The following is a 20,526-nucleotide window of genomic DNA, read 5'->3' on the forward strand; positions in this document are numbered from 1 at the left end:
CGTCACGCCACGGGCTCGCTCCGCCACTCGTCGAGGAGCCTGACGAATCGATCGGGATCCTCCAGGTGCAGGTAGTGACCGTGGCCGCGCCAGGTCACGGATCTCGAACCCGCAGGCGATTCGAGCGAGGCCTCACGGCCGGCGCTGTCCTGATTCGAATGCAGCGACAGTACCGGCCGCCTCCGCATCGCCGCGGCGGCGTGAGTCGCTGGGGAGCAGCCGACGGCCCCATCGTCGACGTATTCGGACAGGAGGAAGCGGGCGATGGCCTCCGGTGAGGTGGCGTGCAGGTCGCTGAGCACCCGATCTGCCAGCGCGGAATCCATGCTCCGCGTCGCCGCCCCGAAGAAGTCGGAGACCTCGTCCATGCCGTACTGCCGGATGCGCGCCGCCCACTCCGCCATTCCCGATGCCGATTCCGGGGCGGCGCCGTATGCGGGATCGATGACGACTTCGCTCGACACGGCATCGGGATGCGCGATGTGGGCGAGCAGCGTCACCTGCGCACCCATCGAATGTCCGACGATGATGGCGGGCGATCGCGCATCTGCGAGCATCTCGGCCAGCAGCTCCGCAGCAGCGCGCACGGTGAATTCCGTTCCGGGCGGGGTCCCGCGGGACCCCGGCAGGCGCAGCGCGGTCGGTGTCCAGCGCTGCGGATCCAGGCGATCCAAGATCGGCAGCCAGCTGTCGGCCGATCCGGCCCAGCCGTGCACGAAGATCGCGGGGATGGGAGTCATGGCGATGATGCGCTCTCTGCCGGGTGGGCTCAGCTGCGGGCAGGACCTGAGGAACCGCGGACGATCAATTCGACCGGCAGGACCACGGGTTCCTCATATGGGCCGCCCACGGCGATGCGTCCAGCCAGTTCTCCGACTTCGTGAAACGGAGCGCGTATGGTGGTCAGCGGGGGCGTGAGGTCGCCGACCAACTGCATGTCATCGAAGCCGACCACTGAGATGTCTCCCGGAACCGCGACGCCGGCCTCGTGCAGAGCGCGGTAGACGCCGACCGCGAGGATGTCGGTCTGGCAGGTGATGGCGGTGACGTCGGGATGCTGCGCGAGGAACGCGCGAGTCATGACCGAAGCCTCCTCGGAGGTGTTCTCGCACCGGATGGTGATGCCGGCGTCGAAGTCGATCCCGGCATCCGTGAGTCCGTCCTGATAGCCCAGGAAGCGCTGGCGCGAGGTCGTCATCTCATCGAGCGAGCCGATGAAGGCGATGCGACGGTGCCCGAGCCCAGTCAGATGGTTCACGCCGCTGCGCACCCCACCGCGGTGGTCGTAGTCGATCGACGCGATCTGCGGCAGCGCAGGGACTGCGGCACGTCCGCAGAGGATGAGCCGCGCGCCCACCCGGTCGAGTGCATCGGCGTACCCCGCGGCCCGCAGCTCGAACTCATCGGTCGCGGGAGTCGATCCGACGAGCAGCACAGCGGCGACCCGCTGCTCGCTGAGCGCCGCGATCAGAGCGTTCTCGCGATCGACATCGCCGCCGGTGGTGCACATGGTGAACAGGTGGCCTTCCGCGGTGGCGACGTCCTCGGCGCCCGCGGCCATGGAGGCGAAGGTGGGGCCGACCATGATGCTCGAGATGAAGGCGATGCTGCGGCGTCCGACACCCATCATCGAGCGGGCCAGCCCGTTCACGACGTAGCCCAGCTCCTCCGCTGCGGCGAGGACTTGCGCGTGGCTCGCGGCACGTCCTGCAGAGCGTCCGGCGAGCACTCTGGAGGCGGTCGCGCGGGAGACTCCGGCCAGGCGTGCCACGTCGGCGAGGGTCGCGCCCCCGGTGCGCACCGGACCGGGGGCGCCGCTTCGGCTCGTCGGCGCTCCGGATGCTGCGGTCGTACTCATGCGAGAAATCTACCGTTCCCAGCGCCACTCTTGATCTAGTTGCAGATCGGCGATTCGGTTTCCTGCGGACCCCAGAGGAGGCATCCTCCGGGGTCCGCAGTTCGGGGTCTGCGCTACCCGGCTGCGACCAGCTGCGCGCGTGCATCGGCGATCCGCGTCGCGGCCGAATCGACCGTCGCCTGATCCGCCGAGGCGTCGGCCAGCACCGAGGAGCCCGCGGCACGGGCATCCGCCAGCGATGTCCACGAGGATGCGGTCCAGTCCTGCTCCGTCAGCCCGGCCGTCTCATCGAGCAGCAGGCGCAGCCCGCTGTGGTCGACCGACGTCGAGATGAGCGACACCTCAGCGAGGTTGGTGTTGCCCGAGGGCGCGTACACGCGGAACGCTCCCATGGTCATCGGCGCGTCCAGCGTGACGCGATTCGCGCCCTCGGTCGCCGATCCGACGGTCGCGAACGTCGTCCAGGTGTGCCCGTCGTCGGTCGATCCCTGGAACTGGATGCCCACCGCCCGCGAGGTGTAGCCGGCGCGCGGCGTGAACCCGATCGCGGCGACCGTGAGCGGGGTCCCGTCAGGCGGGATCACGCTCACCCAGCCTGAGGATGATGTGGTGTCGGTATACGTGGCAGGATCCCCGTCGAACATCGCCCACCCATTGCCCGCCGCGTCGCGCTTGCCGTCCCAGGAGCGGGTGCTCGCCGTGACCCAGGCGGGCTGTACGGCGACGGTCTCGGGCACGGGGGGCTCGAGCAGGTCCCAGGCGGCGAGGGCGCGAGCTGTGAGCGCGGCCTGATCGGCATCCGGCTTCTGCGCTGCGGTGCGGATCGCGTCGATCTCGCGGGAGAACAGCAGCCGCGAGGCGCGCGAGTACGCCGACGAATCGATCGCGTCGGCCTCGGCGAGCACGTCGGCGAGGGTCGCCTCGGAGCGTACCCCGTCGATGTGGAAGTCGGCCTGCGTCCAGATGCCCGGATACGCCGGATCGGTCGGGATGCCCGGCTCGTCCAGCTGCAGTCGGATGTACCGGAAGCGCTGGTCCTTCACGGCGTCCTTCACATCGAGGTACTCGATCTGGTCATCGCGCCCCGCGTTGGGGTGCTCGGTGAGCAGCGTCCAGGTCCGGCCGTCGTCGGAGCCGTACACGTTGGTGCCCTGCGACCGGTTCGGGAAAGTGTCGCGCGCGAGCAGCCCGAAGCGGTCGGCCCGAACGCGGTAGCCCGCGCCGAAATCCAGGTCCACGGTCTTGTCCCTGCGGTCGCCCCACGTCGTACTGTTCGATCCGTCGACCAGGGCGCCCAGCACCTGCGGGGTCAGCTGCCCCGAGGTGACGATCCGGGAGTAGTCCAGCGTGCCGTCCGCGAGGTGCGGGTTCAGCAGCACCAGGCCGCACACCGCGATCCGCAGATTCTCCAGCAGGCCGGCGAAGGTCGCCGAGTCGGATGCGATCCCGTCGCGGGCGGCATCCGCCGCGGCGGCCACCGGCCCCCAGGTCTCGCTCGTGTACGCCGATGGCTCGGCCAGCCCCGCCTGCACGGCGGCGATCGCGGCGGTGCGATCGGCGGCCACCGTGATCGTGACGGGCAGCGTCGTGGTGGCCTCGCCGTCGTCGGCGACCACCAGCAGCTTCGTGCTGCCCGCGCTCGGAGGTGTCCACGACAGTGTTCCGTCCGCGGCGACCGCGGCGCCCTTGGGCGCGCTCTGCAGCGACAGCGCCGGGGTGGAGTCCGCATCGGTCACCGCGAGTCTGCGGGCGATCGGCTCGCCGGAGACGGCCACGAAGCCCAGCGACGGGCTGTCGGCGAACTTCGGCGGTGTGAGCGTGCTGGTGGCATCGCTGAGCACTCCGCCGATGTCGACCTTCGAGGCGTCGCCGGTTGCGCGCAGGAACAGGATGTTCGCCCCCACCGCGCTCGGCGGTACGAGATTCTGATCCAAGTCGACCCACACCCAGGTCCACCGGTTACCGGTGTCGGGCAGCGAGAGTTGCGCGAACGGCGTGCCCTGCGCGGTGCCGAGAGCGTCCAGCGTGGCCGTACCGTTGGTGCGAACCCGGATGCCGACCAGCGAGGTCTTGCGGGTGTCGCCCCACACCATCCGCCGCAGCGCGACCGCCGCGTCGCCCTTCTGCGGATTCAGGCGTGCGATCTCGGCGCCCTCGTCGTCGGTGAGCACCTTCGCGCCCGCGCCGAGCGCAGTGCCGTATCGCACCGGCGACACCACCGCGGAGGATGCGGGAGCGGGCACCTGCACGTTCTGCGAAGCGAGCTGCGGAGGGAATGCGACCCAGTACTCCGAGTCGGTGAAGTCCGATCCACGCGGGTTCCAGAAGTTCTCGATCCCCGAACCGTAGTAATAGAGCGGGCCGTCGGACTGCTCGTGCAGCTTCGCGACCCAGGGTGCGACGGATGCGACGTCCACGCCCTCGACATAGGTGTACTGGTAGTAGAGGTCGTTCATCAGTTCGCGCAGCCGGCCGCGGTACGCCTGCGAGAGCGTGCTCGCCCCGCCGGACGGGTCGATGAACGGCGGCTCGGAGCCCATCATGAACTGGGCGAACGCGTTCGCGCCTTTCAGCAGGCGGTTGTCCAGGAACCCGTACGGGCTCACCGCGTCGGCCGCGGCGGACACGGTGCCGTGCACCGGGTCGAGTCGAGTGCCCTGGTTGCTGATCATCCGGGCGGCGGCGCTCAGCGTGGTGATATCGCCCTCGGCGTGCGCCTGGTCGCGCTCCATCTCGACGAGTTCCACGAAGTCCTTGCCAGTGGTGTTCAGCGGATCGTCCGCGCTGATCATCCGGATCAGAGAAGCCAGACCGCCGTTCACGTCGCCGCCGTTGATCGTGTGCTCGCTCTGATACGTGGAGTTCACCGAGAACCACTCCACCCGCTGGGCATACAGGTCGGCGTCGTCGAGGAAGATCGCGGCGGCGATCATGCCGACCACGCCGTAGGTGTGCTGGTTCCACAGCCTGTTCTGCGAGAACAGGAAAGTGTCCAGGGTGGGGCGCACGAGGTTGTCGGCGGCGCGCTGCTGGTCCCGATCCGTCCAGCGCAGGTCGTAGCCGTCCAGCGAATCATGGACCGGCTTGGTGGAGCGGATGAGCTCAGCGGCCGTCACGAAGTAGTACAGCGGCACCCCGGTGTGGATGTGCGCGTCCGGGAAGTACGCGTACTTGGCGGGATCCAGACCGCTCCAGCTGCGCAGCACGTGCAACGCGTTGGCGCGGTAGACCTCGTCGCCCGTGAGCGCGTACATGAGCGACTGCGTCAGCGCACCGATGCTGTCGTCGAGTGCTCGTGAGCGCATGCCCACCTTGTCGTACGCGTCGTCCTTGGGCTGGTCGTCGGCACCCTGGTTCTGCGCCGTGTACGACTTCGAGGCGTACTTGGTCTTCGTCATCGCGGAGAAGTAGCTGGCCCACGGTTCGACCCCGGCGTTCACCTGCTGACGCGTGTTCTGCAGTTGCGCCGCGGTCACGCCGATGCCCGGATGCACGAAGCCCTGCGGGCTTGTGGTGGACACGATCTCGGGAAGGGAAGCCGTCGCGACCGGCGTCGCCGCCGCCGGAGTCGCCGTCCCGGCGGCGGCGGGCGCGGCGGAGAGGAGCGAGACGCCCAGCACGAGAGCCACGGCACCTCCCAGCATCCCTCGCAGGCGCGCGCGCCCGGCCCTGATCTGAACACGCTGCATTGCGGATCTCCTCTGTCTGCGTCGTTGCGGGGCGGATGCCGGCACGGGAAAGCCCATTCCGACCGGTCCGAGGCCAGGGTAATGAAAATGGATAACGTTTGCCAGTACTATTTCCACGCAGCGTTTCCAGGCATACGCAGAATCGGCCGGAGTTCATCGACACAGGGGGCTCCCGGGCAACCGAACTAGGTGCCGTGCTCCACGGTTCTGCCATCATGCTGGTAAACGATGTCCACTAGAGTGTGCGACAGGGGTCTGCCTTCGCGCTGCCGAACTGCAAAGGATGACCAGACGCGGACGATCCGCGAAGATGGTTCGTGGAGGCGTTCTCGACGCCGACGTCGAGTTCCATCCGCCGTGGATGTCGAACTCATTCGGGAGGACGTGATGGCGAGAGCCGGGAAGCCGCCGACTCTGGTCGATGTGGCACGACTGGCGGGCGTCTCGGTGCCGTCGGCATCGCGTGCACTGAACGGCGGCGTGCGAGGCGTGCAGAGCGGATCCTCCGAGGTGCGCAAGCGCGTGACGGATGCTGCCCGGGCCCTCGGCTACGTCGTCAGCCCCGCGGCCCAGGCAACCAAAGGCGGGCGTGCACGCACGGTGGCGCTGGTCGTCAGCGACATCGAAGACTTCGGGTCCGCCGCGCTGATCTCCGGCGTCATGCACGCCGCCGAGATGCGCGGCGCGTCAGTCGCCGTCCGCGCGACGGGAGACGACCCGAAGCGCGAGGCGGCGCTGCTCACGCATCTGGCCGGGGAGCGGCACCGCGCGGTCATCATCGGCACAAGCCGCACGACCGATCAAGCGCGGGAAGCGCAGTTGGCGTCGCTCCTGCAGACGCTGCACGAGCGCGGCACGCGGGTCGTGGTGATCGGCGACAACGACATGGACTTCCCGACAGTCACCGTGGACAACCGCCGAGCCGCGCGTCGGCTCGCCGCGGAGCTGGCCGCCACAGGCGCACGCAGGTTCGCGCTGGCATCCGGCCCCGACCAGGAGATCACCGCGCACGAGCGGGTGACCGGGTTCCTGGAGGGGCTCGCCGAGCACGGACTCGCTGTGGCGCAGGACGATATCGTTCAGGCACCGTTCTCCCGGGACGGCGGATACGCGGCCGTGGACCGGATCTCCTCCGATCTGTCCGAACTGGACGTCATCGCCGCGATGAGCGACGCGATGGCTGTCGGGATCATCGCGCGGCTGCGCGAACTCGGGATCGGGTATCCCGGCCCGGTCGAAGTGACAGGGTTCGACCACGTGCCGATGCTCGGCGATGTGCTGCCGGAATTCAGCACTGTGGAGGTTCCCCTCAAGGCGTTCGGCAGGGCCGCCCTCACTCTGGCACTGGACGAGCAGGACGTCGCCGGGGAGATCTCGCGGATCGCGTTGCGCGCGATCCCCATCGTGCACGGGATCCCGCTGCGTCCGTTGTCGGACTCGATCGACTGATTCGTCCGACCAGTCTCAGACGTGGTCGCGCCAGGAGTGCTGCGGGTCGTAGCCCAGCACGTCCCTGGCGTGGTCGATCGACAGCAGCGTCTCGTTCGGGCCGACCTCGCGGGTCATCGGCACGCCGGGGAAGACCTCCGCGATCAGCTCGGCGTTGGGGCGCGACATCACGGTGTCGGCCGCCGCGATGATGAAGCGGTCGAACCCGGGCTCCGCCACCTGCAGAGCGCGCTCCACGGCCTGCGCGCCGTCGCGGGCGTCGATGTAGCCCCACAGGTTCCACTTGCGCTGCCGTGCGTCGGCATCGAACGAGGGGAACGCCGCGTAGTCCTCGGGCACCATCACGTTCGAGAAGCGCAGGGCGGTGATCGAAAGGTCGGGATGCCAGCGCACGAGCTCTCTCGCCAGCTGCTCCTCGAGCGTCTTCACCAGCGAGTACACCGACTCGGGGCGCGCCGGGTACTCCTCGTCGACGGGGATGTAGGGCGGCGGCACGTCGAACGGCAGGCCCAGCACCGTCTCGCTGGACGCGTACACGATGCGCCGGATGCCGAGCCGCACGGCCGCCCAGAACACGTTGAACGTCGCCGGCATGTTGTTGTGGAACGTCGCGACGTCGGTGCGGATGCCGGGGGCGGGGACCGCGCCGAGGTGCACCACGGCGTCGATGCCGTCGTGCCGGTCGCCGACGGCGGTGAGCGCGTCCACGACCTGCCCGTAGTCCGTCAGGTCGACCTGCACGAAGTCGGGGGCGCGCGTGCCCACGACATCCATCCCGATCACGTCCCAGCCGTGCGCGCGCAGTTCACGGGCGACGACGACGCCGAGTTTCCCGGATGCCCCGGTGAGTGCGATGCGCATGTGCCGTCCTTCCGTCGGATGCCTGTTCTGCAACGTTATATGGTGACTGTGTCCGGAACAGGGGGAGAAGTCGCATGGCTGTGACGCTGCATGATGTGGCGAGGCTCTCGGGCGTCTCGATCAAGACGGTCTCCAACGTCATCAACGACTACCCGCACATCCGGCCGGCCACGCGCGAGAAGGTCGAGAAGGCCATCGCCGAACTCGGCTACACGCCGAATCTCACCGCGCGCAACCTGCGCTCCGGCCGCACCGGCGCGATCGCCCTCGCGCTGCCCGATCTCAGCCTGGCGTACTTCGGCGAGCTCGCCGCGCAGGTGATCAGCGAGGCCGAGGCGGCCGGCGTCGTCGTGCTGGTCGAGCAGACCGGGGCGGACCGCGACCGCGAGCTCGAGCTGTTGCGCAGCCCGCGCCTGAAGCTCACCGACGGCCTGATCTTCAGCCCGCTGGGCATGGGGCAGGAGGATGTCGCCGCGCTCGACGTGCCCTACCCGATGGTGCTGCTCGGCGAGCGCATCTTCGACGGCCCGACCGATCACGTCACCATGCGCAACGTCGAGGCGGCGCGCGCCGCGACCGAGTACCTGCTCTCGCTCGGCCGCCGCCGCATCGCCGTGGTGGGAGCCCACGAGGGCGAGGTGATCGGCTCCGCGGCTCTCCGGCTCGAGGGCTATCGTCAGGCGCTGGACGCCGCAGGCATCCGCTTCGACGACGACATCATCGGCTACACCACCCTCTGGCACCGCGCCAACGGCGCCGATTCGATGCGCGAGCTCCTCGCGCGCGGCGCCGAGTTCGACGCGGTCTTCGGGCTGAACGACACGCTCGCGCTGGGTGCCATGCGCGTGCTGCAGGAGGCGGGTCGGCGGGTGCCCGACGACGTCGCGGTGGTCGGCTTCGACGGTCTCGACGAGGCCGCGTACTCCATTCCCTCGCTGACCACGGTCGATCCCGGCCGCGACTGGATCGCGAAGACCGCGGTCACGACGCTGCTCGCGAGGATCGCCGGGGAGGCGGATGCGGCGCCGCAGACGCTGCTGAGCGAGTTCCGCATCCTCGAGCGCGAGTCCGCACCGGCTGTCTGACCGCCCGGCGCGGAAATCATCGTTGACAGCTCGCCCGGTTCGGGCCACAATGCATTTACAACGTTTACTACAACGTTGTAAAGAACCTCACTCCGAGAGGAAGACCCAGCACAATGAAGTTCCGGATCCTGGCCGCCGTGGGCGTCATCGCCCTCGCCGGCACCGCAATCACCGGCTGCGCGGGCGCGAGCGCCTCGGGCGGCGACATCAACGAGCTCACCTTCATGTTCCGCGGCGGAGATGCCGAGAAGGCCGCCTACACCGACGCCATCAAGGCGTTCGAGAAGGACAACGACGCGAAGGTCAAGATCATCATGACCACCGCCGACGACTACAACACCAAGCTCAAGGCCGCGATCACCGGGCACAAGGTGCCCGATGTGTTCTACGTCGGCCCGGGTGACGTGCAGTCCTACGCCAAGTCGGGAGTCATCACCGACATCACGAAGCAAGTCGAGAGCGCGCCGAACTTCGCCGACATCTGGGATTACGGCATCGACAGCTACCGCTACGACGGCAAGGTCCAGGGCAAGGGCGCGATCTACGCCGTTCCGAAGGACCTGGGGCCGTTCTCGTTCGGCTACAACAAGACGATGTTCGAGAAGGCGGGCATCCCGCTGCCCGACAAGGACAAGCCCTACACCTGGGCCGAGTTCGCCGAGGTCGCGAAGAAGCTCACCCAGGACACCGACGGCGACGGCAAGCTCGACCACTGGGGCACCGGCCTGAACGTCACCTGGAACCTGCAGTCGTGGGTGTGGTCGAACGGCGGATCCTGGCTGAACGACGATCAGACCGAGGTCACCGTCAACACGCCGGAGTTCGCCGAGGCGCTGCAGAACTTCGCCGATCTGAAGTCGGTCAGCCCGTCCGCGACCGAGGCGGCGAGCCTGGACACCTATCAGCGCTGGATGAAGGGCGAGATCGGCTTCTTCCCGGTCGGGCCCTGGGACGTGCCCACCTACGAGAAGCTCGACTTCGACTGGGATCTGATCCCCTACCCGGTCGGCGAGACCGGCGAGCCGGCCACCTGGATCGGCACGCTCGGCATCGCCGTGAGCGCGAGCACCAAGAACCCCGATCTCGCCACGAAGCTCGCGCTGTACCTCAGCACCGACAAGACGGCGCAGCAGTCGCTCGTGGACGCGGGCGTGCAGATCCCGAACCTGAAGAGCATGGCCGACGCCTGGGTGACCAGCTCCGACCTTCCGCCGGCCAACAAGCAGGAGTTCCTGGACATCGTCAAGGACTACGGCCGCGCCCTGCCCGCCAACAACACCTACAGCGGCGAGTGGTACGACGAGTTCTGGAAGAACATCCAGCCCGTGCTCGACGGCAAGGTCACGGCCGCGGACTACGTGAAGAAGGAGCAGCCCGCGATGCAGAAGCTCCTCGACAAGGCCATTCAGGACGCCGAGCTCGGCTGACCCGTCGGCGGGGGCGTCCGCGACGGACCCCCCCGCCTCCCTCCTCCGGCCACGGCCGGACCGCATCTCACCCTTGGAGGTGGATCGTGGCAGCACTGCCGCACGCCGCGCGTCGTTCCACGCTGCATCGCCGGGAGCACCTGACCGCCCTCGCCTTCATCGCCGTGCCGGTCATCGGCTTCCTCGTGTTCATCGCGTTCCCGATGCTCTTCGCCGTGTACGTCTCGTTCACGAAGTGGAACGGCCTCACGGCGCCGCGCCCCAACGGCATCCAGAACTACGTCGACATCCTCTCCGACCCGTACTTCTGGCAGTCGATGGGCAACACGGTCTTCATGATGATCGGGATCCCGATCGGGCTGATCCTCTCGCTCCTGCTCGCGCTCGCGCTGAACCGCAGGATGCGCGGCACCACCTTCTTCCGCACGGTCTACTACGTGCCGGTGATCTCGTCGCTCGCGGCGGTCGCCATCCTGTGGCAGCTGGCGTACAACGGCGACGTCGGACTGATCAACCACCTGCTCGCGCTGGTCGGAATCGACGGGCCCAACTGGCTGCAGGACCCGGCCTGGGCCAAGCCCGCGATCGTCATCATGGCGATCTGGAAGGGCCTCGGCTTCTCGATGCTGCTCTACCTGGCCGCGCTCCAGTCCGTGCCCCGTCACCTGTACGAGGCCGCCGCGATCGACGGCGCCGGCGCCTTCCGCCAGTTCCGCTACATCACGGTCCCGATGCTGCAGCCCGTGACCTTCTTCCTGGTCATCACGAGCATCATCGGCGGATCCCAGATCTTCATCGAGATCAACATCATGACCCCGACCGGCGGGCCCGAGTTCTCCACGGCCTCCATCGTCTGGTACATCTGGCAGAAGGCTTTCAACTACTCGCAGATGGGCTACGCGACGGCGATGTCGGTCGTGCTGGGTCTGCTGGTCTTCGTCGTCACGGCGATCCAGTTCCAGATCAACCGCCGCTCCCAGTTCTCCATCGAGTGAGGCAGCCATGACCATCGACGCACCTGACACCGTGGCCACCGTCGTCCCGTCCCCTCCGGGCGGACGGCGCCGCCTCTCCGACACGATCGGCCGGCCCGTGCGCTCCGGCGCCCGTGCTCGCAGTCACCGTCTGACGAACGCGATCCTGACCATCGTGCTCTCCCTCGGCGGGATCGTCATGATCGCACCGCTGGTGTGGACGCTCAGCACCGCGCTGAAGTCCAGGGCGGCCGCACTGACCGACCCGCTGCAGTGGATCCCGGACCCGATCCAGTGGGACAACTTCGTGAGGGTGTGGGATGCCGGCCCGCTCGCCTCGGGGATCGGGAACAGCCTCATCGTGTCGGTGAGCGTGACCGTCGTCGGCACCGGGTTCTCCGCGCTCGCCGCGTTCGCGTTCGCGAAGATGCGGCTCCCGTTCAAGAACGCGATCTTCCTCGTGCTGCTCGCCGCGATCATGATCCCGTTCCCGACGATCATGATCCCGCAGTTCATCATGTTCGCGAATCTCGGTCTGGTGGACACCCTGTGGCCGCTGATCCTCCCGGGGCTGTTCGGCAACATCGTGATGGTCTTCTTCCTGCGGCAGTTCCTCGACTCCGTGCCGGACTCGATCATCGAGGCCGCAAAGCTCGACGGCGCAGGGCACCTGCGGATCTTCACGACGCTGATCTTCCCCGCGATCCGTCCCGCGGTCGCCGCCCAGTTCATCCTGTGGTTCATGGCGGTGTGGAACGACTACCTCGCACCGGTCATCTACCTGAACACCCCGGCGAAGCAGACCCTGCAGGTCGTGATCGCGACCTTCAACTCGACCTACGCGACCCAGCGCGACTACCCGCTGATCATGGCGGCGTCGTTCATTGCGCTGATCCCGGTGCTGCTGGTGTTCGTGATCTTCCAGAAGCAGATCATCGAGTCCGTCGCGCTGACGGGGGCGAAGGGCTGAGCATGGTCGACCTGGACACCGGTTCCTGGGGAGCCCGCAACGCGCACGACCCCACGATCGTCCGCGGCGACGACGGCCTCTGGTACATGTTCTCGACGGATGCCGCCGCCGGCGTCGACAGCGTCCCGGCGGGCGCGCACGTGCGCACCTCGCCCGACCTGGTGGAGTGGACCTTCCACGGCACCGCGCTGCCCGGCGTGCCCGCACCCGCCGCCGAGTGGTCCGGTGCCGTCGGCCTGTGGGCGCCCGAGGTGGTGCGGTGGCCGGATGCCGATGGCGTACCGCGGGAAAGGGCTGCCGAGCGGCGCTGGCACATGTACTACTCGGCGTCGACCTTCGGATCCCGCACCTCGGCGATCGGCCTGGCCACGGCATCCGATCCCGCCGGGCCCTGGACCGATCGCGGCATCGTGATCGCCACCCGCCACGACCGGGACGAGATCAACGCCATCGACGCGGCCGTCGTGTTCGACCGCGACGGGGCGCCGTGGATGATCTACGGCTCGTTCTTCGGCGGCATCCACGCGGTGGAGCTCTCGCTCACGACCGGGATGCGGCTGCGCGACGAGCCGGGCACGCTGATCGCACGCCGTCCGCGCAGCGTGGACGGAGCGATCGAGGGCGCCTACGTCGTCGAGCACGACGGACGATACTTCCTGTTCGTCTCGTACGACTCGCTCGCGGACTCCTACAGCGTGCGGGTCGGAGTGTCGGATGCCATCACCGGACCCTACGTCGACCAGAGCGGACGCGACATGACGTCGCCCTCGGAGGAGGAGGCGCGGGCGACCGGCACCAAGGTGCTCGGCGGTCTGCGGTTCCCCGGCGGCGTGGGTCTGATCGCGCCAGGACACAACTCGATCCTCCGGGTGGGCGATGACATGTTCATGGTGCATCACGTGCGGCTCGCGGACGCGCCTGCGCAGCACGAGGCGCAGGTGCGCCGCGTGCACTGGACGGCATCCGGCTGGCCCGTCGTCTCGCCGCACCCGTACGCCGGCGCGGACACCGAGCGGCTGCCTGACGCCGAGCCGATCGCGGGGGAGTGGGACGCCGTGCGCTTCGCGCCCGAGGTGTCGGCCCTCGTCGACGCGCGGCGCGTCGAGGTCAGCGCGAACGGGATGTCGGACGGGACGCCGGTCGCTCAGGTCCTGGTCCTGGGGGGCGCGATCCTGGACGCCGTCGTGTTCGGCGCCTGGGACCCGGTCGCTCAGCGCACCGTGCTCGCATTCAGCGGAATCGACGCGGACGGCGTCGTGTGGAGCGGATCGAAGACGGTGACGGCATGACCGGGCATCCCCTGAGCGGTGACGCGCAGCCCGCCCTCGGCTGGGCGGGCCGCGTCATGCAGATGCTGGGTGCGGTCTGGTCGCTCGTGCTCGTGAACCTGCTGTTCCTCGCCGGCGTGCTCGCCGGGCTCGTGCTGCTCGGAGTCATGCCCGCAGCGACGGCGGCGGTGTCCGTCCTGCTCCGCGACGCCGAAGGCGTCGACCAGGATGGCGGCGCCACGCGGATCTTCCTGCGCACCTATCGACGCGAGTTCCGGCGCGCCAATCTCACCGGCGCCCCGCTCCTCGCAGCGGCCGTGCTGCTGACGGCGGATGCCCTGGTCCTGCCGCACCTGACCGGACCGGCCGCCGCGGTGCTGATCGTCCTGACCGTCGCGGCGGCCGTACTCGTCCTGCTCACCGGCGTGGTCGCCGTCACACTGCTGGCCCGCTACGACGACCGCCCGACGGCGGTGCTGCGCTACGCGCTCGGCATCGCCCTGACCGCACCTCTCACCGCTGCGGGAGTGGTGCTCGCCCTCGTCTCGTGCGGCATCATCGCCGCCGTCCTGCCCGTCTTCGTGCCGCTGGCGGGGGCGTCGCTGCCGCTCGGGATCGCCGCGCGGCTCATCGACCGCCGACTCAGGGCGCTCGACCCCGGGCATCCGAACCACTGACCCCACCCATCCAGAAAAGGAACACCGTGACCCAGGCACGCATCTCCATCGACCGCGAGGCGGTCGTCGCCCCGATCGATCGGCGCATCTTCGGCTCCTTCGTCGAGCACCTCGGCCGCTGCGTCTACGACGGCATCTACGAGCCCGGCCACCCGACAGCTGACGAGGACGGCTTCCGCCTGGACGTCGTCGACCTGGTGCGCGAGCTCGGCTCGACCACCATCCGCTACCCCGGAGGCAACTTCGTCTCCGGCTTCCGCTGGGAGGACTCGGTCGGTCCGCGCGAGAACCGTCCGGTGCGCCGCGACCTGGCCTGGCACTCACTGGAGACCAACCAGGTCGGCGTCGACGAGTTCGCCCGCTGGCTGAAGCTCACCGGTTCCGAGCTGATGATGGCAGTGAACCTCGGCACCCGAGGGATCGAGGCGGCGCTCGACCTGCTGGAGTACTGCAACCACCCCTCCGGCACCGCACTGAGCGATCAGCGGATCGCCAACGGCACGATCGAGCCGCACGACATCCGGATGTGGTGCCTGGGCAACGAGATGGACGGGCCCTGGCAGACCGGATACATGACCGCGGACGACTACGGCAAGCTCGCCGCTCGCACCGCGCAGGCCATGAAGGCCGCCGATCGCAGTCTCGAGCTCGTGGTGTGCGGGTCGTCCGGGTCGTCGATGCCGACCTTCGGCGACTGGGAGCGCACGGTGCTCGAGCACGCCTACGAGCACGTGGACTACATCTCCTGCCACGCCTACTACCAGGAGCGCGGCGGTGACCTGGACTCGTACCTGGCCTCCTCGCTGGACATGCAGTACTTCATCGAGACGGTGGTCGCCACCGCCGACCACGTCGGCTACAAGCTGAAGAGCGACAAGAGGATCAAGCTCTCCTTCGACGAGTGGAACATCTGGTACCTCGACGAGCACCAGGCATCCGACGAGGTCAACGACGAGTGGCGGTACGCTCCGCGCCAGCTGGAGGACGTCTACTCGGTGGCGGATGCCGTGGTGCTGGGCAACCTGCTCATCACGCTGCTGAAGAACCACGACCGGGTCGCCTCGGCGTCACTGGCACAGCTGGTCAACGTGATCGCCCCGATCATGACGGAGCCCGGCGGCGACGCCTGGCGGCAGACCACGTTCTTCCCGTTCTCGGTCACCTCGCGACTGGCCAGGGGCGAGATCATCAAGCCGCGCATCGAGGTGGGGACGTACGAGACCAAGGTCCACGGCGAGGCTCCTCTGATCGACGCGGTGGTCACCACCGACGGCGAGGGCTCGGCCGTGTTCCTGGTGAACCGCAGCCGGACCTCGGCCATCACCGTCACGATCGACGCGACCGAGCTCGGGGTCGCGACGATCGACGAGGCGGTCACTCTCTGGGACGACGACGTGTACGCCAAGAACACGCTCGCCGACCAGGACCGCGTGGGCCTGAAGCCGCTGGAGGGCGCCGCGCTCGCCGACGGCGTGCTCACCGTCACCCTGCCCCCGGTCTCCTGGTCGGCGCTCGCGCTGTCGTGAGACATCCGATCCTGCGCCTGGCCGGCGCAGCCGTCGCGGCCATCACGGCGGCGGCTGCGCTGGCCGGCTGCGCACCCGCGGTCGCGGCGGCGCCGCAGCTGAGCGGCGACGTGTTCGTGCACGATCCCGCGTACGTGCGCACCGACCACGGCGACTTCGTGTACTCCACCGGCGACGGCCAGATCGCAGACGGGAACATCCAGATCCGCCGCTCCGACGACGGCGCCGAATGGGAGTACGCGGGGGAGGTGTGGCAGCACAAGCCCGCATGGCTGGCCGAGGCGGTGCCCGGAGTCGACAACCTGTGGGCGCCCGAGCTCTACGAGCACGACGGCACCTGGTACCTCTACTACGCGGCATCCACCTTCGGCAGCAACCGGTCGGTGATCGCGCTGGCCACCAACACCACCCTCGACCCCGACGACCCCGAGTACGAGTGGGTCGACCGCGGGGAGGTGATCGCCAGCGCGGGCACCGACTTCAACGCGATCGACGCCGGCATCGTCGAGGACGCCGACGGCACCCCGTGGATGGCGTTCGGATCGTTCTCCTCCGGCATCCGCATGGTGAGGCTCGAATGGCCGAGCGGGCTGCGCGCCGACGACGCCGAGCCGCTGCGCCTCGCCGACCGCGGCCTGGTCGAGAACGCCATCGAGGCGCCGTACATCGTGCGTCACGACGGCTGGTTCTACCTCTTCGCCTCGCGCGGCTTCTGCTGCCGCGGCACGGACAGCACCTACGAGATCATCGTGGGCCGGTCCGAGGACGTCCGCGGCCCCTACCTGGATGCCGACGGCGGCAGGCTGCTCGAGGACGGCGGCACGGTCGTCCTCACGACCGACGGCGACCGCATCGGCCCCGGTGGCCAGTCCGTCTCCGGCGGGATGCTGGCCTTCCACTGGTACGACGGCGCCGCCGAAGGCGTGCCGACACTCGGCATCCTGCCGCTGGAGTGGGCGGACGGCTGGCCGTCGGTCGCCCCCGCCGAGGGCTGACGGCCCCGCGGCGAGAAAGTCCTTGTCCCGCCGCACCAGCCTCTGCTACCGTGGCCGTAGTTTAATCAGGGGTTAGTTTTATACCTGTTCATTCCACCCGGTCGACGCCGACCGGGTCGCGCAGAGAGGCGGGGGATGATACCGACGCAAGCACCACGACGGCGGAAGTCGCTGTGGGGGCAGATCAGGAGCAGCAGGATGCTGATCCTGATGTGCGTCCCCGCCATCGCGTTCTTCCTCGTCTTCAACTACGCCCCGCTGCCCGGCATCTGGATCGCGTTCACCGACTTCAACTACCGGGACGGCATCTTCGGCAGCCCGTTCGTCGGGTTCAAGAACTTCGAGTTCCTCGTGAAGTCCGGGATGCTGTGGGATCTCACGCGCAACACGATCCTGTACAACGTCGCGTTCATCGTGCTGGGCAATGTGCTGCAGATCGCGATCGCGATCATGTTCAACGAGGTGCGGCTGAAGTTCTTCAAGAAGATCACGCAGGGCGTCATGTTCCTGCCGTACTTCATCTCGGTCGTGCTCATCGGCGTGATCGCCTTCAACCTGCTCAACTACGACAGCGGCGCACTGAACACGCTGATCAAGCAGACCGGCGGCGATCCGATCAAGATCTACAGCATGGCCGGGCTCTGGCCGCTGATCATCATCGTCGTGCACCTCTGGCAGAGCACCGGCTACGGGTCCATCGTCTACTTCGCGGCGATCATGGGCATCGACAAGGGCCTGTTCGAAGCGGCCGAGATCGACGGGGCATCCGCCTGGCAGCGCATCCGGTACGTGATCCTGCCCAGCCTGAAGCCGACCTTCATCATCCTCTTCCTGTTCTCGCTGGGCGGGATCATGAGCGGCAACTTCGGCCTGTTCTGGAACCTGGTCGGCAACAACGCGGCGCTGTTCTCCACCACCGACATCATCGAGACCTCGGTGTACCGGATGGTCATGTCGCAGAACAACTTCACGACCTCCACGGCCGTGGGCCTGTACCAGTCGCTGTTCGGCTTCGCCATCGTCATGACGGCGAACTGGCTCGTTCGAAGGATGAACAAGGACTATGCCCTCTTCTGACCTGACGATGAACCCGCCCGTCACCGACACCGGCGCGACGAAGACCCTGCTGCTGCCGTCGCGGGACAAGAGCCTGTTCGCCCGTTCCCCGCGGCCGCGGTCGATCAAGCTCTCCGCGAGCGACCGCTGGCTGCGCGGCATCTCGTACGTGTGGATCACGCTGTTCGCGCTGTTCTGCCTGCTGCCGTTCGTGCTGATCGTCTCGGCCTCGTTCTCGAGCGAGGCGGCGATCCGCAAGGACGGGTTCGGCCTGCTCCCCAAGGGTTTCAGCCTCGCCGCCTACGAACTGATCTTCCAGGCGCCCAGGCAGATCATCGGCGCCTACGTCGTCACGGTCACGATGACCGTGCTCGGCACGGCGATCGGCCTGTTCATCATCGCGATGACGGGGTTCGCGCTGTACCGGCAGGACTTCCCGTTCCGCAACCACATCTCGTTCTTCATCTACTTCACCACGCTGTTCTCCGCGGGGCTCGCGCCGACCTTCCTATGGATCACGCAGGGGCTGCATCTGCGGGGCAGTTATCTCGCGGTGTTCCTGCAGCTGCTCATGACGCCGTGGCTGATCATCCTGATGAAGAACTTCATGCGCACGGTCCCGTACGAGGTCGTCGAGTCGGGCAAGATCGACGGCGCCGGCGACTTCCGGATCTTCGCGCAGCTGACCCTTCCGATGATGAAGCCCGCGCTCGCGACCATCGGCCTCTTCCTCGCGCTGGCCTACTGGAACGAGTGGTACCTGTCGTCCCTCTATCTGGGCAGCACGGTCGAGTTCAAGCCGCTGCAGTACTACCTCTACAACATCATCAACACGGCCAACGCCCTGCGGAACTCCGTCGCCGGCGCCAACGTGAGCATCAGCGACCTGCCCTCCAACACCTTGAAGATGGCCAGCGCCGTGGTCGCCACCGGCCCGATCCTGCTGTTCTACCCCTTCGTCCAGAAGTACTTCGTCAGCGGCATCACCATCGGAGCGGTCAAGGGCTGAGCCCGCCCGTTCCCCACACCCCGAAACACCGAACACCCCATCACTAGGAGACTCGCAATGAAGAGAAGGATCCTCAGAGCCGGAGCGGTCATCGCGACCCTCGGCGTCGGAATGACCATGCTGGCCGGATGCACCGGGTCCAGCGAGGACGACCCGAGCAAGCCCACCAAGATCACGATGCTCGTGCTCGGCGACAAGCCGACCAACGGGCGCCTGGAGGCGATGCTCAAGAAGCTCAACGCGAACCTGAAGAAGCAGGCCAACGCCACGCTCGACCTGTTCTACGTCGAGTGGGCCGACTGGCAGACGCAGTACAACGTGCAGCTGCTCTCCGGCGACGACAAGGTCGACCTGATCACCACCGCGACCGACTGGCTGTTCGGGTGGGAGAACGCCGAGAAGGGCGCCTTCCTCCCGCTCAGCGAGGACATGCTCAAGGCCAACGCGCCGAAGACCTGGGCGCAGGTCGAGAAGTCCGGCGACTGGGACCTCACCAAGCTCGACGGAGAGATCCAGTTCATCCCCGAGGACGACTACACCCAGTACACCAATCACGGGTTCTTCTACCGCGGCGACTGGGCGAAGGAGGCGGGCTTCGCCGACGGCACGATCACCACCTTCGAGGACTTCACGAAGTACTTCCAGTGGGTCAAGAAGAACAAGCCCGAGGCCTACCCGTGGGACGTCGCCTCGACGGGCGGCAACGACGCCGTGCTCACCGGCTACCTGCAGGGGCACACCGACCAGATGCCGCTGCAGGGCGTGAGCGCCGGCAACTACGCCCCGTTCACCACCTCGGAGTCCGACCCCGGCGAGGTGACGTCCTGGTACATGGAGGGCGACGAGCTGGAGAAGGCCGCCGAGCTCGCCAAGGAGTGGAACAAGCTCGGCGTGTGGCGCGAGGACGCGCTGAACTACGACGGCGACACCCGTGAGGAGTTCTACTCGGGGCTGTCCGGAACCGACCAGCACCACACCCAGACGTTCATCGGGCAGATCTGGAACAACATGACCACCAAGCAGCCCGGCTCCGAGCCCAAGATGTTCTACTGGGGCCAGGAGAACGGCAACCTGTACAAGGACATCAAGACGCACGGCGCGATGGCCGTCAGCGCGAACTCCAAGCACCCCGAGAAGGCGCTGCAGGTGTACGACCTGATCCGCAACGACAAGGCCGACTACGACCTGCTCAACTTCGGCATCGAGGGCACTGACTATGTGATGAAGGACGGCAAGCTCGGGTACCCCGAGGGCTACGACGCGTCGAAGGACTCGCTGGGCTCCAACTTCTGGGCCGGGCGTCGGGACGAGTTCGAGCCGGCCAAGGTCACCGACGACCCCGACCGCGACAAGATCTACGGCGCTCTCGACAAGGTCGCCCGTGACTACCCGTACTCCACGCTGATCATCGACAAGAGCAGCATCGACCCGACGCTCGCCGCGATGGGCGCGGTGCTCTCGGAGTACATCCCGCAGCTGAACTACGGCAAGTTCGACGACCCGGCCAAGGCCATCAAGGAGATGCGCCAGAAGCTGAAGGACGCCGGTTACGAGGACGTGCGCGCGTCGCTGCAGAAGGACGTCGACGCCTGGGCGAAGGACCACCCGCTCAAGTAGCCGCTGCACGACACCGCCGGGGGGGGGCGGCGAGGGGGGCCACCCCGACCCCCCAAAAAGAAAAA

At 67.8% G+C, this 20,526-nt stretch carries 16 protein-coding genes; 12 read left to right on the plus strand and 4 right to left on the minus strand.

Annotated features, from left to right (window positions below; genetic code table 11):
• Nucleotides 1-2: 2 nt before the first annotated feature.
• The 3 genes from ACTJJ4_RS16745 to ACTJJ4_RS16755 form a co-directional block, all read right to left on the minus strand.
• Complete coding sequence (locus ACTJJ4_RS16745; RefSeq protein WP_440944358.1) at nucleotides 3-740, minus strand: alpha/beta fold hydrolase; 738 nt, start codon at nucleotides 738-740, stop codon at nucleotides 3-5.
• Between the two features lie 29 nt (nucleotides 741-769).
• Nucleotides 770-1,858, minus strand: coding sequence for a LacI family DNA-binding transcriptional regulator (locus tag ACTJJ4_RS16750; RefSeq protein WP_440944359.1), 1,089 nt, complete (start codon nucleotides 1,856-1,858; stop codon nucleotides 770-772).
• A gap of 113 nt (nucleotides 1,859-1,971) precedes the next feature.
• A complete protein-coding gene (locus tag ACTJJ4_RS16755) occupies nucleotides 1,972-5,547 on the minus strand; it encodes a hypothetical protein (protein ID WP_440944360.1) in 3,576 nt (1,191 codons plus the stop codon).
• A gap of 387 nt (nucleotides 5,548-5,934) precedes the next feature.
• Between ACTJJ4_RS16755 and ACTJJ4_RS16760 the strand changes: the two genes are divergently transcribed.
• Entirely contained in the window at nucleotides 5,935-6,996 is a 1,062-nt protein-coding gene (locus tag ACTJJ4_RS16760) for a LacI family DNA-binding transcriptional regulator (RefSeq protein ID WP_440944361.1), read from the plus strand.
• A gap of 15 nt (nucleotides 6,997-7,011) precedes the next feature.
• Here ACTJJ4_RS16760 and ACTJJ4_RS16765 read toward each other — a convergent pair whose 3' ends face one another.
• The gene (locus tag ACTJJ4_RS16765; protein WP_440944362.1) at nucleotides 7,012-7,857 is read right to left on the minus strand and encodes an NAD-dependent epimerase/dehydratase family protein; all 846 of its coding nucleotides are present in this window, start codon (nucleotides 7,855-7,857) and stop codon (nucleotides 7,012-7,014) included.
• Nucleotides 7,858-7,931: 74 nt separating this feature from the next.
• Here ACTJJ4_RS16765 and ACTJJ4_RS16770 point away from each other — a divergent pair, with 74 nt between their 5' ends.
• From ACTJJ4_RS16770 to ACTJJ4_RS16820, 11 genes are all read left to right on the plus strand, one after another.
• Complete coding sequence (locus ACTJJ4_RS16770; RefSeq protein ID WP_440944363.1) at nucleotides 7,932-8,942, plus strand: LacI family DNA-binding transcriptional regulator; 1,011 nt, start codon at nucleotides 7,932-7,934, stop codon at nucleotides 8,940-8,942.
• A gap of 113 nt (nucleotides 8,943-9,055) precedes the next feature.
• Nucleotides 9,056-10,369 (plus strand): ABC transporter substrate-binding protein, encoded by a 1,314-nt coding sequence (locus ACTJJ4_RS16775; protein ID WP_440944364.1) that lies wholly within the window; start codon nucleotides 9,056-9,058, stop codon nucleotides 10,367-10,369.
• Between the two features lie 86 nt (nucleotides 10,370-10,455).
• Entirely contained in the window at nucleotides 10,456-11,364 is a 909-nt protein-coding gene (locus ACTJJ4_RS16780; protein WP_440944365.1) for a carbohydrate ABC transporter permease, read from the plus strand.
• Between the two features lie 7 nt (nucleotides 11,365-11,371).
• Nucleotides 11,372-12,313, plus strand: coding sequence for a carbohydrate ABC transporter permease (locus ACTJJ4_RS16785; protein ID WP_440944366.1), 942 nt, complete (start codon nucleotides 11,372-11,374; stop codon nucleotides 12,311-12,313).
• A gap of 2 nt (nucleotides 12,314-12,315) precedes the next feature.
• Entirely contained in the window at nucleotides 12,316-13,602 is a 1,287-nt protein-coding gene (locus ACTJJ4_RS16790; protein WP_440944367.1) for a family 43 glycosylhydrolase, read from the plus strand.
• On the plus strand, nucleotides 13,599-14,258 hold the full coding sequence (locus tag ACTJJ4_RS16795; RefSeq protein ID WP_440944368.1) for a YesL family protein: 660 nt from the start codon (nucleotides 13,599-13,601) through the stop codon (nucleotides 14,256-14,258). Before ACTJJ4_RS16790 ends, ACTJJ4_RS16795 begins: the two co-directional genes overlap by 4 nt.
• Nucleotides 14,259-14,284: 26 nt before the next feature.
• Complete coding sequence (gene arfA / locus ACTJJ4_RS16800) at nucleotides 14,285-15,784, plus strand: arabinosylfuranosidase ArfA (RefSeq protein ID WP_440944369.1); 1,500 nt, start codon at nucleotides 14,285-14,287, stop codon at nucleotides 15,782-15,784.
• Nucleotides 15,781-16,779 carry an arabinan endo-1,5-alpha-L-arabinosidase gene (locus ACTJJ4_RS16805; RefSeq protein WP_440944370.1) on the plus strand — a complete coding sequence of 333 codons (999 nt, stop codon included), beginning with the start codon at nucleotides 15,781-15,783 and terminating at the stop codon, nucleotides 16,777-16,779. Before arfA ends, ACTJJ4_RS16805 begins: the two co-directional genes overlap by 4 nt.
• 198 nt (nucleotides 16,780-16,977) lie before the next feature.
• The gene (locus ACTJJ4_RS16810; protein WP_440944371.1) at nucleotides 16,978-17,856 is read left to right on the plus strand and encodes an ABC transporter permease; all 879 of its coding nucleotides are present in this window, start codon (nucleotides 16,978-16,980) and stop codon (nucleotides 17,854-17,856) included.
• Nucleotides 17,843-18,844 (plus strand): carbohydrate ABC transporter permease, encoded by a 1,002-nt coding sequence (locus tag ACTJJ4_RS16815; RefSeq protein ID WP_440944372.1) that lies wholly within the window; start codon nucleotides 17,843-17,845, stop codon nucleotides 18,842-18,844. The genes ACTJJ4_RS16810 and ACTJJ4_RS16815 overlap by 14 nt, the downstream gene beginning before the upstream one ends.
• 57 nt (nucleotides 18,845-18,901) lie before the next feature.
• Complete coding sequence (locus tag ACTJJ4_RS16820) at nucleotides 18,902-20,461, plus strand: ABC transporter substrate-binding protein (protein ID WP_440944373.1); 1,560 nt, start codon at nucleotides 18,902-18,904, stop codon at nucleotides 20,459-20,461.
• The last annotated feature ends 65 nt before the right edge of the window (nucleotides 20,462-20,526 follow it).

Origin of the sequence: Microbacterium sp. 22195 (assembly GCF_052056515.1) — a bacterium.
Classification (GTDB): Bacteria; Actinomycetota; Actinomycetes; order Actinomycetales; family Microbacteriaceae; genus Microbacterium.